The following is a 15572-nucleotide window of genomic DNA, read 5'->3' as shown; positions in this document are numbered from 1 at the left end:
CGGCTGTCGTGCGGTGGTGGCGGGCCGGGACGCAGGTCAGTGCAGACCGCCGTTGACGTCCATCACGGAAGCGGTGACGTAGCTGCTCTCCGGACCGGCCAACCAGGCGACCGCCGCGGCGACCTCCGCCGGCGAGCCGAAACGGCCGACCGGGATCCGGGCCCGGTAGTCGTCGCGACGCTCGACCGGGATCCGGGCGGCCATCGGGGTGTCGACCAGGCCCGGGGCGACCGCGTTGACCCGGATCCGGTGCTCGGCGAGCGCCCGGCCGAGGCTGCGGGTCAGCGCGATGCACGCGCCCTTCGACGCCCCGTACGCGGCGTCGGGGCTGCCGGACTGCCCGCTGATCGAGGCGACGTTGACCACCGTGCCGGGGCGACCGGCGGCGATCAGCGCGCGGACGAACACCTGGGTGCAGAAGAACGCGGCACCCAGGTTGACGTCGAGCACCTGCGCGTACGTCTTCGGGTCGTAGTCGAGGAAGTCCCGGGCGTGGTAGACCCCGGCGTTGTTGACCAGCACCGTCGGCTGGCCGTACCGCTCGTCGATGCGCGCGAAGAGCTGCTCCACCTGCTCCGGCACGGCGACGTCGGCAACCAGCGAGGCGTACGCCGCCGGGTCGCCGGCCGTGTCGACGTCGACGCCGAGCACCCGGTGCCCGGAGCCGGTCAGGGCGGCCGTCACGGCCCGGCCGATGCCGCCCGCCGCGCCGGTGACCACGGCGAGGGGTGCCGACTGGTCGGTCATGACGACCCCGCTGCCCGTGAACCGGCCACCGGCAGCGCCGTGGCGCTTCGCAGGAAGTTGTCGAACAGGCGCAGCCCGTCCTCGGTGAGCACGCTCTCCGGGTGGAACTGCACCCCCTCGACCGGCAGGCTCAGGTGCCGTACCCCCATCACGTAGCCGTCGTCGGACGACCGCGCGGTGACCTCCAGGGCCGGCGGCGCCGGGTCGGCGACGATGAGCGAGTGGTAGCGGGTGACGGTGAGCGGGGCGGACGCCCCGGCGAAGACACCCCGGCCGTCGTGGCCGACCACGCTCGTCTTGCCGTGCATCAGGTGCCGGGCGACGGCGACCGAACCGCCGTAGGCGAGACCGATCGCCTGGTGGCCGAGGCAGACGCCGAGCAGCGGCACCTGGCCGGCGAAGGCGTGCACCAGCTCCACGTGCCCGGACTCGGCGGGGTGGCCGGGCCCGGGGCCGAGCACCACGGCGTCCGGTCGCAGCGCGGCCAGCTCGTCGCTGGTCCGGGAGCGGGAACGGACGACCACTGTCCGCGCGCCGAGGGTGCGGAGGTACTGGTCGATGATGTGGGTGAAACTGTCGTACGCGTCGACGAGCAGAACCTTCACGGCAGCAGCTCCGTACCGGTCAGGGCCCAGAAGGTGGCGCTCATCTTGGCCAGCGTCTCCCGCCACTCGGCGTCCGGGTTGGAGTCGGCCACGATCCCGGCGGAGGCCTGGGTGCGGTAGCGGTGGCCGTCGTGTACGGCGGTGCGGATGCAGAGTGCGAGCACCGCGAACCCGCGCACGTCGACCAGGCCGATCGACCCGGCGTACACACCCCGGGGTTCGTCCTCCAGCCCGTCGATGATTTCCATGGCCCGCAGCTTCGGCGCGCCGGTCATGGTGCCGGCGGGGAAGGCGGCGCAGATCGCCGCCCAGGCGTCGGCGTCGTCGGCGAGTTGCCCGGAGACGGTGGAGACGAGGTGGTGCACGTACGCGAACGGCTCGACGTCGAACATCGTGTCGACGCTGAGCGTCCCCGGCACGCAGACCCGACCGATGTCGTTGCGGCAGAGGTCGACCAGCATGACGTGCTCGGCGCGTTCCTTCTCGCTGGCCGTCAGCTCGGCCACCAGCCGGCGGTCGGTCTCCGGGTCGGCGCCGCGGGCGGCGGTGCCGGCGATCGGACGCATGGACAGCCGGCCCTGCTCGATGCGGAGGAACAGCTCCGGGCTCGCGCCGATGACGGTCCCACCGGCCCAGGGCGTGAGGTACATGTAGGGCGACGGGTTGCGGTGACGCAGCCGCCGGTAGACCTCCAGCGGGGTGAGAGTGGTCTCCACGTCGATGCGGTGGCCGATCTGGATCTGGTAGCTGTCCCCCACCTCGATGTGCCGGAGGCACTGCTTGACCCGGGCGGCGAACGTCTCCTCGTCGACGGTGTCCCGGACCAGGCTGGGCGGTGGGGCGGCCGGCACCTCCCGATCGCCGTCGGGCAGCGCGGCGAGGAGGTCCGGCAGCCGGTGGGCCGCGCTGTCCTCCGGCAGGTGCGGGCCGGTGGCGGCGAGGTGCCGCACGGTGCCGGTGCGCAGGTCCCACCAGACGGTGTGCCGGAACAGGACGAGGGTGCAGCGCGGGATGTCGTCCACCACCCGGTCGACGGAGAGCTCGTCCATGTCCCGCGCCGCTTCGTACGCGAGGGTGGTGAGGAAGCCGAAGGCGAAGCTGTCGGCGGGCGCGGTGGTCCGCACGGCGAACGCCCGTTGCACGGCCCGGATCGCCGCCCACACCTCGGGCGGCCCGGCGACGGACCAGACCCGTTCCCGGGCGCGGTGCCGGACCGGCTCGCCCAGGATCGCGGTGAGCACGGCCGCCAGGGCGTCGCCGAGCGGTCCGTCGGAGATCACCTCACAGCGGTCGGCGATGAACCGCACCTCGGCGAGGGCGTCCCAGCCGACGGCTGCCGCGTGGCGGTCCTGGGCCGGACCGTCCAGGCTTTCGAAGAGATACAGATCGTCCGGAGAACGAACTTCGGCGAGCGCCGCGTAGAGCGACAAAGGATCGATTGGCGACAGTGTGACAGATGTCACGTCTATTGGAATTGAGTTGGTTGGTGGCGTACGTCGCACCGCCACGGAATGCGACCCAATGAGCCGCGTGGCAGTCTTGGCCGACAATGAGGACACTGCGAAACCCCCTCTGAGCAGCCCGATTCACGCGCCCCCGTTGGCGTTGACCCCGCCACTGACGCGGCAGATCGGACTCTTCCCCCCAGCACAAAAGGACTCGCACGACCACCCGTGTGCCGAAGCCGGTGACGATGCCGAAGTCCATATTGGACATACTCGGAACGTACGCCCTGATTCGCCGACAGCAGGTGGTTGCGCGTCCGACCAACACTTTCCTCAGGCGCAGATCACGCTGTCCATACCACTTCGACGACGCCGGAGCGGACCACTTGTCCCTGAATCTAAGCCTGTCAATAGATGGTCAATCGCGTGAAACGCTGGCAGTGCAGCTCCGTAACGCATTCCGCACACAGATCGAGGAGGGCACGCTTCGCCCGGGCACCCGGCTGCCGTCGAGCCGGCAACTCGCCGTCGACCTCGGGGTATCCCGCAGTGTGGTCGTCGAGGCGTACGAACAACTCTGCGCCGAGGGGTACCTCGTCTCCCAGCACGGCTCGGGCACCTCCGTGGCGGCGACGGCGCGCACCGACAGCGGCTCGGCGCTCACCCCGCACGACAGCACGTCGACGGCGGCGGTCTGGGACCTGCGCACCGGCGGCCTGCACAGCTCCACCTTCCCCCGCCAGGACTGGATCCGGGCGGTCAGCGCGGTGGTCACCTCGGCCGGCCACCGGGAGCTGGGGTATGCCCCGCCGTCGGGCCTGCCGGTCGTGCGGCACACCCTCGCCGGCTACCTCGGTCGGGTGCGGGGCGTCCGCAGCCGACCCGAACACCTCATGATCACCTCAGGGTTCGCCCAGGGGCTCGCACTGCTCTGCCGGGAACTGCGCGACCGGGGCCACCACACCGTCGGGGTGGAGGACCCGGGTCACCCGGGCGAGTGGGAGTTCATCGCCGACGCCGGCCTGCGCCCGGTCGGCCTCCCGGTGGACGCCGAGGGCATCCGGGTCGACGCGCTGGCCGCGAGCGGGGTCCGCGCCGTGCTCGTCACCCCGGCCAGCCAGTTCCCCACCGGGGCCACCCTCAGCGCGCACCGCCGGGAGCAACTCGTGGCCTGGGCCGAAGCGGTCGACGGCTACATCGTCGAGGACGACTTCGACGCCGCCTTCGTGGCCCCCGCGCAGCGGATGCCGGCACTGCAGAGCCTCGCCCCCGACCGGGTCATCTACGCCGGCAGCGCCAGCAAGGTCATCGCCCCGGCACTGCGCCTCGGCTGGCTGGCCACCCCCGCCGCGCTCACCGCGCCGATCGAGCGGGTCCGCGCCGGCTGGGACATCGGCTGCTCCAGCCTGGAACAACTCGCCCTCGCCCGGCTGATCGACACCGGGGTCTTCGACCGGCACCTACGCCGACTCGCCGCCGACATCCAGAAGCGCCGTCAGGCGGTCCACCAGTTCGTCGCCCGCGAGATGCCCGGCACCACTGTGTTCGGCGGGCACAACGGATTGCAGACGTACCTGGTGCTGCCCGAGCGGTGCGACGAGGAGGCGCTGGTGCAGGCGGCGCGGCGGCGCTCGGTACTGGTCCGTGGCGGCCGCTTCTACGCCCTGCGAGCCGACGACCGACCGCCGGCGCTGGTCGTCGGCTACGCCGGGGTGCGGGGCTCGGAGCTGAGCCGCGGCCTGGCCGGGATCGCCGGGGCGTACCGCGAGACGACGAGCCGCCCCGGCCCCGGGTCCACACCCGACACCCCTGTCAGCTCGGTGTCGTCACGCTGGGCAGCCACCCGGGCGAGGCGAAGCTAAGGCCTGTCTCATAAGGGCGGTCGAGCCGGGGCGGAGTCCGGGCGGCGATCCTTAGGGGTGTTGGCTGCTCCCGGAGGCGGGCTACGGTCCGGCCGTGGCCGTACCGCGATGCGCGCGCGGGTCACTCGGAATCGTCGTCCGTCGAAGCGTCGGACGACGGGGGAGGGGTCGACCGGTGTTCAGGCGTATCGCGATCATCAATCGGGGCGAGGCCGCGATGCGGCTGATCCATGCCGTACGGGACCTGTCCGCGGAGTCGGGCGACCACGTCGAGACCGTCGCCCTCTACACCGACGAGGACCGGACGGCGACCTTCGTCCGGGCGGCCGACGTGACGTACCCGTTGGGTGCCGCGGCCACCCGCCCCTACCTCAACCACGAGCTGCTGGAACGCGCCCTGGTCGAGACCGGCGCCGACGCGGCCTGGGTCGGTTGGGGTTTCGTCGCGGAGGATCCGGCGTTCGCCGAGCTGTGCGAGCGGCTCGGGGTGACGTTCGTGGGGCCCAGCGCGGACGCGATGCGCAAGCTCGGGGACAAGATCGGCTCGAAGCTGATCGCCGAGGAGGTCGGCGTACCGGTCGCCCCGTGGAGCCGGGGCGAGGTCGCCACCCTGCGGGACGCCCTGCGCGCGGGCGAACGGATCGGCTATCCACTCATGCTCAAGGCGACCGCCGGTGGTGGTGGGCGTGGCATCCGGCGGGTCGACTCGGCGGAGGACCTCACCGACGCCTACGAGCGGACCAGCCAGGAGGCGCTGCGGGCCTTCGGCTCGGGCGTCGTCTTCCTGGAACGCCTCGTCACCGGCGCACGGCACGTCGAGGTGCAGATGATCGCCGACGGGCAGGGCGGCGCCTGGGCCCTCGGCGTACGGGACTGCTCGGTGCAGCGTCGCAACCAGAAGATCATCGAGGAGTCCGCGTCGCCGGTGCTGGCGGCGGAACAGGTCGCCGAGGTGAAGGCCGCGGCGGTGCGACTCGCGCTGGCGGTCGGCTACCGGGGCGCCGGCACTGTCGAGTTCCTGTACCACCCGGCCCAGAAGCTCTTCGCGTTCCTGGAGGTCAACACGCGCCTGCAGGTCGAGCACCCGATCACCGAGATCACCACCGGCACCGACCTGGTCAAACTCCAACTGCACGTGGCCGGCGGTGGCCGCCTCGACGGCGCGACGCCGGTGGAGGCGGGTCACGCGGTCGAGGCCCGTCTGAACGCCGAGGACCCGGACCGCGACTTCGCGCCCTCCCCCGGCAGGATCGTCCGGCTCGCGCTACCGGCCGGCCCGGGCATCCGGGTGGACACGGGCGTGAGCGAGGGCGACAGCATCCCGGCGGCCTTCGACTCCATGATCGCGAAGATCATCGCGTACGGCCGGGACCGCGACGAGGCCCTCGGTCGCCTGCGTCGGGCCATGGCCGAGACGACTGTCATCATCGAGGGCGGCGCCACCAACAAGAGCTTCGTCCTGGACCTGCTCGACCAGTCCGAGGTGATCGACGGCTCCGCCGACACCGGCTGGATCGACCGGGTCCGCGCCGAGGGCCGCCTGGTCACCCACCGCCACTCCGCGCTCGCCCTCGCCGCGGCCGCCATCGAGGCCTACCAGGACGAGGAGGACGTCAGCCGGCAACGGCTGCTCACCACCGCGCACGGAGGTCGACCGCAGGCGCAGCACGAGACCGGGCGTCCGCTCGACCTCAAGCTGCGCGGCGTCGGCTACCGGGTCGCGGTGTCGCGGGTGACCAGCGAGCGGTTCCGCGTCGGCCTGTCGGCGGGCGGCGACGTCCACCGCCTGGACGTGCAGATGCAGCGGTTCGACGAGCACCGGGGGCAGATGCTGGTCAACGGGGAGCGTTTCCGGTTGGTGACCGTCACCCACGGGCCGATCCACACTGTCGAGGTCGACGGCGTCACCCACCGGGTCAGCAGGGACGAGGGCGGCGTGGTCCGCTCCCCCGCACCAGCCCTCGTCGTCGCCACTCCCCTCGCCGCCGGTGACGAGGTCGAGGCGGGCGCACCCATCCTCGTGCTGGAGAGCATGAAGATGGAGAACGTGCTCCGCGCCCCCTTCCGGGCCCGGGTCCGCGAATGCCCGGTCTCGGTCGGCAGTCAGGTCGAGACCGGCACCCCCCTGATGCGCCTCGAACCGCTGGCCGACGCCACCGCCGAGGAGACGTCGGGCGCGGCCGACACCGTCGAGATCGACCTGCCGCCGGTCCCGCCGGGGCCGTCGGCGCAGCAGGCCCTTGACGATCTGCGCGCGCTCCTGCTCGGCTACGACGTCGACCCGAGTGAGATCACGCTCCACCCGGCCGCGGGCACCGAGTCGCCGACCGCCCAGCTCGACCTCCTGACGATCTTCGCGAACCTCGCGGAGCTGGCCCGGAACAAGCCCCGTCGGGCCGCCGACGCCCAGCCGGGCAGCGCCGTGCACACCCCGCGCGAGTTCCTCCACAGCTACCTGCAGAGCCTCGACGTCGAACGGGCCGGCGTCTCCCCCACCTTCGTGGCACGCCTCGAACGGGTCCTCGCCCACTACGGCGTGACCAGCCTCGACCGGACGCCGGAGCTGGAGGACGCCGTCTTCCGGATCTTCCTGGCCCAACAGCGCATGGCCGCCGCGGTGCCGGTCGTCTCCGAGGTGCTGCGCCACCTGCTCGCGGGACCGGCGCCCGCCGGTGATCAGCGCGAACCCGCCGGGATCGTCCTCGAACGACTGGTCGAGGCCACCCAGGTCCGTTTCCCCGCTGTCGCCGACCTGGCCCGTGGCCTGGTGTTCCGCTGGTACGCCCAGCCCCTGCTGCGGCGCACCCGCGCCGAGGACTACGCCGAGGTCCGCGCCGACCTGCGACACCTCGACCGGCACCCGGACGCACCGGACCGCGCCGAGCGCGTGCAACGGATGGTCGCCTGCCGGCAGCCCCTCGTACGGATCATCGGCCAGCGCATCCGACGCGGGGGCGACACCGGGCACGGCCCCCTGCTGGAGGTGTTGACCCGGCGCTACTACGGCAACCGGGGGCTGCGGGCCGTCGCCGTGCGAGGCGGCTTCGTCACCGCCCAGCACGGCGCCACGCACATCGTGGCGGGCGCCACCGACATCCCCGGTCTCCCCGAGACGCTCACCGCGCTCGCCGAGCTGGCCGCCGACGCCCCGACCGGGCTGGTCGCGGACCTCTACGTCGCGCTGGGCGACCAGCCCGACGACGACGACGCGATCGCCGTACGGCTCGGGAAGCTCCTCGCGGACCACCCGCTGCCCTCGACCGTCGAGCGGGTGACCGCCACGGTGGCCAGCTCCACCGGCGCGGTCATGCACCACTACTTCACGTTCCGACCCGGCGAGAGCGGCTTCACCGAGGACCGGCTGATCCGAGGCCTGCACCCGCAGATCGCCCAACGCCTGCAACTGGAACGGCTCCGCGAGTTCGACCTGACCCGGCTGTCCTCGGCCGACGAGGAGATCTACCTCTTCAAGGCAGTGGCACGCAGCAACCCGGCCGACGAACGGCTGATCGCCATGGGCCAGATCCGCGACCTGACCCCGCTGCGGGAGACCGACGGACGGCTGGTCGCGCTGCCCGCCCTGGAGGAGGCCACCACCCTGGCCCTGGCCGCGATCCGCGACATCCAGGCGCGGCGCCCACAGGACAAGCGCTTCGACACCAACCGGATCCTGATGTACGTCTGGCCGCCCACCAACCTGTCGCGTGACGAGCTCAACGCGCTGGTCCAGCGGATCCTGCCGACGACGGTCGGGGCCGGGCTGGAGGAGGTGCAGTTCATCGCCCGCCAGCCGCGCGCGGCCGGGGACGTGGCGGTGACGATCACGGTGGACCCGGGCAGCGGCGCCCGGCTGCACGTGGGCGCGCCCTCCACCGAGGCGGTACGCCCGTTGGACGACTACCGACAGAAGGTGCTGCGTGCCGCGCGCCGGGGCACCACCTACCCGTACGAGCTGACCGGGCTGCTCGGCCGGTTCACCGAGTACGACCTCGACCCGTCCGGGACGCTCGTGCCCGTCGACCGGCCGAAGGGGAGGAACTCGGCGGCCATCGTCGCCGGCCTGGTGACCACTGCGACCGAGCGGTACCCGGAGGGGATCACCCGTGTGGTGCTGCTCGGCGACCCGACGAAGTCGCTGGGCGCGCTCTCCGAACCCGAGTGCGCCCGCGTCATCGCCGCCCTCGACCTCGCCGAGCACCTGCGGGTGCCCCTCGAATGGTTCGCGCTGTCGGCCGGAGCCCGCATCTCGATGAATTCCGGGACGGAGAACATGGACTGGGTCGCCGCCGCGCTCAAGCGCGTCGTGACGTTCACCCAGGCCGGCGGTGAGATCAACATCGTGGTGGCCGGCATCAACGTGGGCGCGCAGCCCTACTGGAACGCCGAGGCGACGATGCTCATGCACACCAAGGGCATCCTGGTGATGACCCCGGACTCCGCCATGGTGCTCACCGGCAAACACTCGTTGGACTTCTCCGGTGGCGTGTCCGCCGAGGACAACTTCGGCATCGGTGGCTACGACCGGGTGATGGGGCCCAACGGGCAGGCCCAGTACTGGGCACCCGACCTGCCGGCGGCCCGGGACGTGCTGATGGCGCACTACGACCACAGCTACGTCGTACCCGGGGAGACCGGGCCCCGGCGGGCGGACACCGACGACCCGGTGGACCGGGACGTCTCGGACTACCCGCACACCGTCGACGGCAGCGACTTCACCACCGTCGGGCAGATCTTCTCGGCGACCCACAACCCGGACCGCAAGAAGGCCTTCGACATCCGTACTGTCATGCGCGCCCTGTCCGACCAGGACCACCCCGTCCTCGAACGCTGGGCCGGGATGGCCGACGCCGACACGTCGGTGGTCCAGGACGCGCACGTCGGCGGCTATCCCGTCTGCCTCGTCGGCATCGAGTCGCGGCCCGTACCCCGGCGTGGGTTCCCGCCCACCGACGGGCCGGACACCTACACGGCGGGCACCCTGTTCCCCCGCTCGTCGAAGAAGACGGCACGGGCCATCAACGCGGCGTCCGGCAACCGGCCGCTCGTCGTCCTGGCCAACCTGTCCGGCTTCGACGGCTCCCCCGAGTCGATGCGCCACCTGCAACTGGAGTACGGCGCCGAGATCGGCCGGGCGATCGTCAACTTCGCCGGCCCGATCGTCTTCTGCGTGATCTCCCGCTACCACGGCGGCGCGTTCGTGGTCTTCTCCAAGGCCCTCAACCCGTCCATGACGGTGCTCGCGCTGGAAGGATCGTTCGCCTCGGTGCTCGGCGGCGCCCCGGCGGCGGCTGTCGTCTTCTCCGGTGAGGTCAACACCCGTACCGCCAAGGACCCCCGGGTCGCGGACCTGCACGCGCAGGCGGCCGGGACGACCGGCACGGAGCGCGCGGCGGTGAACGCCCGGCTCGCCGAGGTGCGCTCGGCGGTCCGCGCGGAGAAGCTGGGCGAGGTGGCAGCGGAGTTCGACCGGGTGCACAGCATCCAGCGGGCCGTCGAGGTCGGCTCGGTCGACGCCATCGTCAGCACGGCCGACCTGCGGCCGCGCGTCATCGAGGCGATCGAGCACGGCCTGAAGCGCTGAAACGCACCGCGGCCTTCCGCACCTCGCGATCCGTCGCGCGTGCGACACCGCGGTACTAGGGGTCTGTGTCGGGGCCGGAGCCACCAGCATGCTGGACTCCGGAGCAACGACGCTCCCTGGCAGAGAGGAACGATCCGATGCCCCAGCAGTACCTGACGCTCGACCGGCCCGCCGCGGCACCGACGTCCGAGCCCGTGCTGGTGTTCCTCCAGGGTGGACCCGACGGCGTCCCGCGCACGGTGGTGGCCACCGTCGAGCAGCTGGTCTACGGGAAGATCAAGGTGCCCTACCTCGCCGGCTACGAGCACTTCGAGCGCCGCGTCGGTGACGGCGCCCCACTGCTGTTCACCTGGACCGGCCGGACCAAGATCGCCGAGTGATCCGGGGCGGATCGCGGGCCGTAGCCCTGCCGGCGGCAGCGGCACGACGGCCCGCGACCGGGTCCCCCACCTGCCCCTAGCCGTCGAGGGCACTCCCTTAGCCCGGCGGGCGCGGCCCGTGAAAGCTGCAGCGTTCGTTCCCTGTGGCTACCAGCGCCGATACTGTTGAAGCGTGACCAATGTCAGCCGTGCCCAGCCACTGCCGCCGACCGGCGTCAGGTCGGGTGCCGCTGACTCCGGAACCGTTTCTCCGGCGCGGAGGAAGCCATGATCGAGTCTATTCTTCCCGGCGCCGTGACGGCCGTCGACACGTTCGTGGACCCGCCCGGCGCCGACCTCTTCCCGGAAGAGGAGGCCGTCGTCCGCAAGGCGGTGGACAAGCGCCGGCGCGAGTTCACCACGGCCCGCTGGTGCGCCCGCCAGGCGATGCGGCGGATCGGGATCGCTCCCGCGCCGGTCCTGCCCGGCACCCGGGGCGAGCCCCAGTGGCCGTTCGGGATGGTCGGCAGCATCACCCACTGCGCCGGCTACCGGGCGGCGGTCCTCGCCGAACAGGAGAAGGTCACCACCGTGGGCATCGACGCCGAGCCCAACGACGCCCTCGCCAACGGCGTGCTCGAAGCCGTCTCCCTGGCCGAGGAGCGGGACCGCATCTCCGTCCTACTGCGGGACCACCCCGGTGTCGCCTGGGACCGGCTGCTGTTCAGCGCCAAGGAGTCGGTCTACAAGGCCTGGTTCCCGTTGACCGCGCGGTGGCTCGACTTCGAGGACGCGAACATCGTCATAGACCCGCTGAACGGTACGTTCACGGCCGCGTTGCTGGTGACCGGGCCCTGGGTGCACGGTCGACGGCTCAGCGGCTTCAGCGGCCGCTGGCTGGCCGAGCAGGGCCTCGTCGTCACCGCCATCACCGTGCTCGCCCCGGTGGCCCCGAAGACCCGTCCCGGCGGCCGCCTGGCCGCGCACCGCTGACACATCACGCCGGTGGCCGCCTCCCGTCCGGGAGGCGGCCACCGGCGTACCAGGGCGGGGCGCAACCTCAGCGCAGCAGTCGTTCCAACAGGTCCACCGCCGCCTCGGCGAGCACCGTCCCGGGCGGGAAGACGGCCGCGGCGCCGGCCCGGCGGAGCGCGGCGATGTCACCCGGAGGCACCACCCCACCGACCACGATCATGATGTCCGCGCGCCCCAGAGCGGTCAGGGCCTCGCGCAACGCGGGCACCAGGGTGAGGTGGCCGGCGGCGAGCGAGTTGACGCCGACGACGTGCACGTCCGCGTCGACGGCCTGCCGGGCCACCTCGTCCGGGGTCTGGAACAGCGGACCGACAGCGACGTCGAAACCCAGGTCGGCGAAGGCGGTGGCAACGACCTTCTGACCGCGGTCGTGACCGTCCTGGCCCATCTTCGCGACCAGGATGCGCGGGCGGGCACCCCGCCGGTCGGCGAACGCGTCGGCGGCGGCACGGGCCCGCGCGACACCCGGATCGGCGCCCGCCTCGTCGCGGTACACCCCCTTTGTCGTGCGGATGCGGGCGACGTGCCTGCCGTACGCCGACTCCAGGGCTGCGGAGATCTCCCCGACGGTGGCGTGGGCCCGGGCGGCGGTGACGGCCAGGTCGAGCAGGTTGGCCGACGGGTCGGTGGCGCCACGGGTGAGCGCGGCCAGGGCGGCGTCGCACGCCGGCTGGTCGCGTTCGGCCCGCAGCCGGCGCAGTTTCGCGACCTGCTCGGCGCGGACCGCCGTGTTGTCCACCTTCCGCACCTCGATGGGATCCTCGACGACCGGCCGGTGCCGGTTGACGCCGATCACCGGTTGCCGGCCCGAGTCGATCCGCGCCTGGGTACGTGCGGCGGCCTCCTCGATCCGCAGCTTCGGCAACCCCTGCTCGATGGCCCGGGCCATGCCGCCGGCCTGTTCGACCTCCCGGATGTGACCCCACGCGCGTTCGGCCAGGTCGTGGGTGAGCCGTTCGAGGTAGACGCTGCCACCCCACGGGTCGATCACCTGGGTGGTGCCGGACTCCTGCTGGAGCAGTAGTTGGGTGTTGCGGGCGATCCGGGCGGAGAAGTCGGTCGGCAACGCCAGCGCCTCGTCCAACGCGTTCGTGTGCAGCGACTGCGTGTGGCCCTGGGTGGCCGCCATCGCCTCGACACAGGTCCGCACCACGTTGTTGTACGGGTCCTGCGCGGTCAACGACCAGCCGGACGTCTGGCAGTGGGTACGCAGCGACAGCGACTTCGGGTCGGTCGCGCCGGCGTCGCGCAGCAGCCGCGCCCACAACAGGCGGCCGGCCCGCAGCTTCGCCACCTCCATGAAGAAGTGCATACCGACCGCCCAGAAGAACGACAGCCGGGGGGCGAACGCGTCGACGTCCAGCCCGGCGGTCTGACCGGCGCGCACGTACTCGGCGCCGTCCGCGAGGGTGTACGCCAACTCCAGGTCGGCTGTCGCGCCGGCCTCGTGCATGTGGTAGCCGGAGATCGAGATCGAGTTGAACCGGGGCATCCGCCGCGAGATGTAGGCGAAGATGTCCGCCACGATCCGCATCGACGGCTCGGGCGGATAGATGTAGGTGTTGCGGACCATGAACTCCTTGAGGATGTCGTTCTGGATCGTCCCCGCCAACTGCTCGGGCGTGACCCCCTGCTCCTCGGCGGTGACGATGTAGAGGGCGAGGATCGGCAGCACCGCGCCGTTCATTGTCATCGACACGCTGATCCGGTCCAGCGGGATGCCCGCGAACAGCTCCCGCATGTCGAGGATCGAGTCGATCGCCACCCCGGCCATGCCCACGTCACCGGCCACCCGAGGGTGGTCCGAGTCGTAACCACGGTGGGTGGCCAGGTCGAACGCGACCGACAGGCCCTTCTGCCCGCCGGCCAGGTTGCGCCGGTAGAACGCGTTGGACTCCTGCGCCGTGGAGAAGCCGGCGTACTGGCGGACCGTCCACGGTCGGGTGGTGTACATGGTCGGGTACGGGCCTCGGACGAACGGGGCGATGCCCGGCAACGAGTCGAGGAAGTCCACTCCCACGAGGTCGTCCGCCGTGTAGAACCGCTTGACGCCGATCCCCTCCGGGGTCTGCCACACGTCGGTCGGCTCCGGGGCCGGGCCACTCGGCCCGCGTGGCGTGCCGAGCGCGACGTCGGCGTACGAGGGGATCATCGGGGCACTCCGAGGTCGTCGAGGGTGGTCTCCAGCACGCGCACCGCGTCGCAGCCGGCGTACAGGTAGTCGTCGACGCCGGGATGCCCGCCCGGCCGGCCGGCCAGCCAGACCTTCGCCGCGCCGGCCTGTCGGAGCGCGGCCGCGACCGGCGCGGCCTGCTCGGCGTACACCCGGTCGGACGAGCAGAGGCAGACCACGGCGCCGGGCGGGACCGCGTCGCCGGGGGCGGTCGTCACGGTGCGGATGCCGCCGGCGGCGAACAGGTTCGCGGTAAAGGTGACCCGGGCGTTGTGCTCGGACGTCCGTCCGATCGCGACCAGGTGCACCACCGGCGTCGTCGGCGCGTCGTCGGCCCGGCGACGCAACTCCTCGAAGCGGTACGCGTAACGGTGGCGGGGCAGGCCGCCGACCGGCGCGGGCGAGCCGGCATGGCGGGCGGGGACCTGTTCGTCCAGATCGGGGAACTCGCTGACCCCGGTGATCGCGTCCTGCCGGCGGGCCAGCCGTGTGGCCCGGCGCTCCCAGGTGGCGGCCAGCCGCTCGGCGACCAGACCGCTGCGCAGCGCCGCCCCGATGCCGCCGGCCCGTTCGATGGTGGTGAACCAGTCCCAGGCCGCGCGGGCCAGGTCCTCGGTGCGTGACTCGACGTACCAGGATCCGCCGGCCGGATCGGTGACCCGATGCAGGTGCACCTCGTCGAGCAGGATGATCTGGGTGTTGCGGGCGATCCGCTGGGCCGTCTCGTCGGGTCGGCCCAGGGCCAGGTCGAACGGCTGGACGGTGATCGCCCCGGCGCCACCGACGCCCGCGCCGAAGCCGGCGATCGTGGTCCGTAGCAGGTTGCTCCACGGGTCCCGGGCGGTCATCATCGCGGCCGAGGTGACCGCGTGCTGCCGTTGCGCCGACGGCCGGTCGGCGCCGGCCACCTCGGTGACCCGGTGCCAGAGTCGGCGGGCCGCCCGGAACTTCGCGATCGTTGCGAACTGGTCGGCGGTGGCCGCGTACCGGAATTCGAGCTGGGCGAGCGACCTCGTCAGCGGAATCCCCCGGTCGCTCATCGCCCGCAGGTACGCGACGCCGGTGGCCAGCGCGCACCCCAACTCCTCGGCGTCGCTGCCACCCGCGTCGTGGTAGGTGGTCGCGTCGACGGTCAGCGCCCGCAACTCGGGGTGCGCCGTCACCGACTGGGCCGCCAGCTCCGCGGCGACCCGGAGTTCCGGTTCGACGCCGGTGGCCGCGTACGCGCCGATCGGGTCGGCGCCGAGGTTGCCACGCAACACGCGGGGGTCGATGTGCTGTCGGGTGGCCACGTCCAGCAGTGCGGCGGCGGCCTTGTCGGTCTCGGTGCCGGCGTCGAGCACGATGCCGGTGCGGTCCAGTGGAATACCGGCGAGCAGTTCGCCGAGGTGCTCGGGTGCCGTCGCCCGCAGCCACAGCGAGGTCGCCCCGCCGTGCAGGTCGGCACGGGCTGCCGCCGCGCTGCGTACCGGGTCGGGGTCGGTGTGCACGGTCCGCACGTCCCACCGGCCGCCGACCTCACCGCCCCGGGTGAATGGCGCCTGCCCGGGTACGCCGTCCGGGACCGCGGTGTGGTGCGAGGTGTAGAGCGGGGCCAGCGGGAATCCGTCGTACGTGGTGGTCGCCAGCAGGTCCGCGGCCTCGTCCGCCCGGGTGTTCTCGTCCGCCTTCCCGGACTTGCGCAGCACGCTCAACGTGAGCCGCTGCCAGTCCTCGATGGCGGGAACCGGGAAGTCGTCTGTCATGGGTGTGGTCCTCCTTGGCC

9 protein-coding genes are annotated in these 15572 nt (G+C 72.3%); 4 read left to right on the top strand and 5 right to left on the bottom strand.

Annotated elements, in window-relative coordinates; translation table 11 throughout:
• Nucleotides 1-36: 36 nt before the first annotated feature.
• The 3 genes from O3438_RS02305 to O3438_RS02295 are packed head-to-tail and all read right to left on the bottom strand — an operon-like array spanning nucleotide 37 to nucleotide 2782.
• Complete coding sequence (locus tag O3438_RS02305; RefSeq protein WP_269678331.1) at nucleotides 37-747, bottom strand: SDR family NAD(P)-dependent oxidoreductase; 711 nt, start codon at nucleotides 745-747, stop codon at nucleotides 37-39.
• Entirely contained in the window at nucleotides 744-1352 is a 609-nt protein-coding gene (locus O3438_RS02300) for an anthranilate synthase component II (protein ID WP_269678330.1), read from the bottom strand. The genes O3438_RS02305 and O3438_RS02300 overlap by 4 nt, the downstream gene beginning before the upstream one ends.
• Entirely contained in the window at nucleotides 1349-2782 is a 1434-nt protein-coding gene (locus tag O3438_RS02295) for an anthranilate synthase component I family protein (RefSeq protein ID WP_269678329.1), read from the bottom strand. The genes O3438_RS02300 and O3438_RS02295 overlap by 4 nt, the downstream gene beginning before the upstream one ends.
• Before the next feature lie 401 nt (nucleotides 2783-3183).
• Between O3438_RS02295 and pdxR the strand changes: the two genes are divergently transcribed.
• The 4 genes from pdxR (at nucleotide 3184) to O3438_RS02275 (ending at nucleotide 11592) form a co-directional block, all read left to right on the top strand.
• The gene (pdxR, locus tag O3438_RS02290) at nucleotides 3184-4659 is read left to right on the top strand and encodes a MocR-like pyridoxine biosynthesis transcription factor PdxR (RefSeq protein WP_442929698.1); all 1476 of its coding nucleotides are present in this window, start codon (nucleotides 3184-3186) and stop codon (nucleotides 4657-4659) included.
• Between the two features lie 175 nt (nucleotides 4660-4834).
• Nucleotides 4835-10240: an ATP-binding protein gene (locus O3438_RS02285; RefSeq protein ID WP_269678327.1), complete on the top strand. Its 5406-nt coding sequence runs from the start codon at nucleotides 4835-4837 to the stop codon at nucleotides 10238-10240.
• 137 nt (nucleotides 10241-10377) lie between these two features.
• A complete protein-coding gene (locus O3438_RS02280) occupies nucleotides 10378-10620 on the top strand; it encodes a DUF5988 family protein (RefSeq protein WP_269678326.1) in 243 nt (80 codons plus the stop codon).
• A 267-nt stretch (nucleotides 10621-10887) separates the two neighbouring features.
• Nucleotides 10888-11592, top strand: coding sequence for a 4'-phosphopantetheinyl transferase family protein (locus O3438_RS02275; RefSeq protein WP_269678325.1), 705 nt, complete (start codon nucleotides 10888-10890; stop codon nucleotides 11590-11592).
• Between the two features lie 67 nt (nucleotides 11593-11659).
• Here the strand turns inward: O3438_RS02275 and scpA are convergent, their stop codons facing one another.
• Both scpA and O3438_RS02265 read right to left on the bottom strand, forming a co-directional pair.
• Complete coding sequence (gene scpA, locus O3438_RS02270; protein WP_442929697.1) at nucleotides 11660-13711, bottom strand: methylmalonyl-CoA mutase; 2052 nt, start codon at nucleotides 13709-13711, stop codon at nucleotides 11660-11662.
• Nucleotides 13712-13782: 71 nt separating this feature from the next.
• Nucleotides 13783-15552, bottom strand: a complete 1770-nt coding sequence (locus O3438_RS02265) for a methylmalonyl-CoA mutase subunit beta (protein ID WP_269678323.1) — start codon at nucleotides 15550-15552, stop codon at nucleotides 13783-13785.
• Between the last annotated feature and the right edge of the window lie 20 nt (nucleotides 15553-15572).

Origin of the sequence: Micromonospora sp. WMMC250, from assembly GCF_027460215.1 — a bacterium.
Taxonomy (GTDB): Bacteria; Actinomycetota; Actinomycetes; order Mycobacteriales; family Micromonosporaceae; genus Micromonospora; species Micromonospora taraxaci.
This window is presented reverse-complemented; position numbering and strand designations above follow the sequence as displayed.

Excerpts from the sequence above, each read along its gene's own strand:
- O3438_RS02280 (WP_269678326.1), top strand. The coding sequence starts at position 10,378 with ATGCCCCAGCAGTACCTGACGCTCGACCGGCCCGCCGCGGCACCGACG.
- O3438_RS02265 (WP_269678323.1), bottom strand. The coding sequence starts at position 15,552 with ATGACAGACGACTTCCCGGTTCCCGCCATCGAGGACTGGCAGCGGCTC.
- O3438_RS02305 (WP_269678331.1), bottom strand. The coding sequence starts at position 747 with ATGACCGACCAGTCGGCACCCCTCGCCGTGGTCACCGGCGCGGCGGGC.
- O3438_RS02275 (WP_269678325.1), top strand. The coding sequence starts at position 10,888 with ATGATCGAGTCTATTCTTCCCGGCGCCGTGACGGCCGTCGACACGTTC.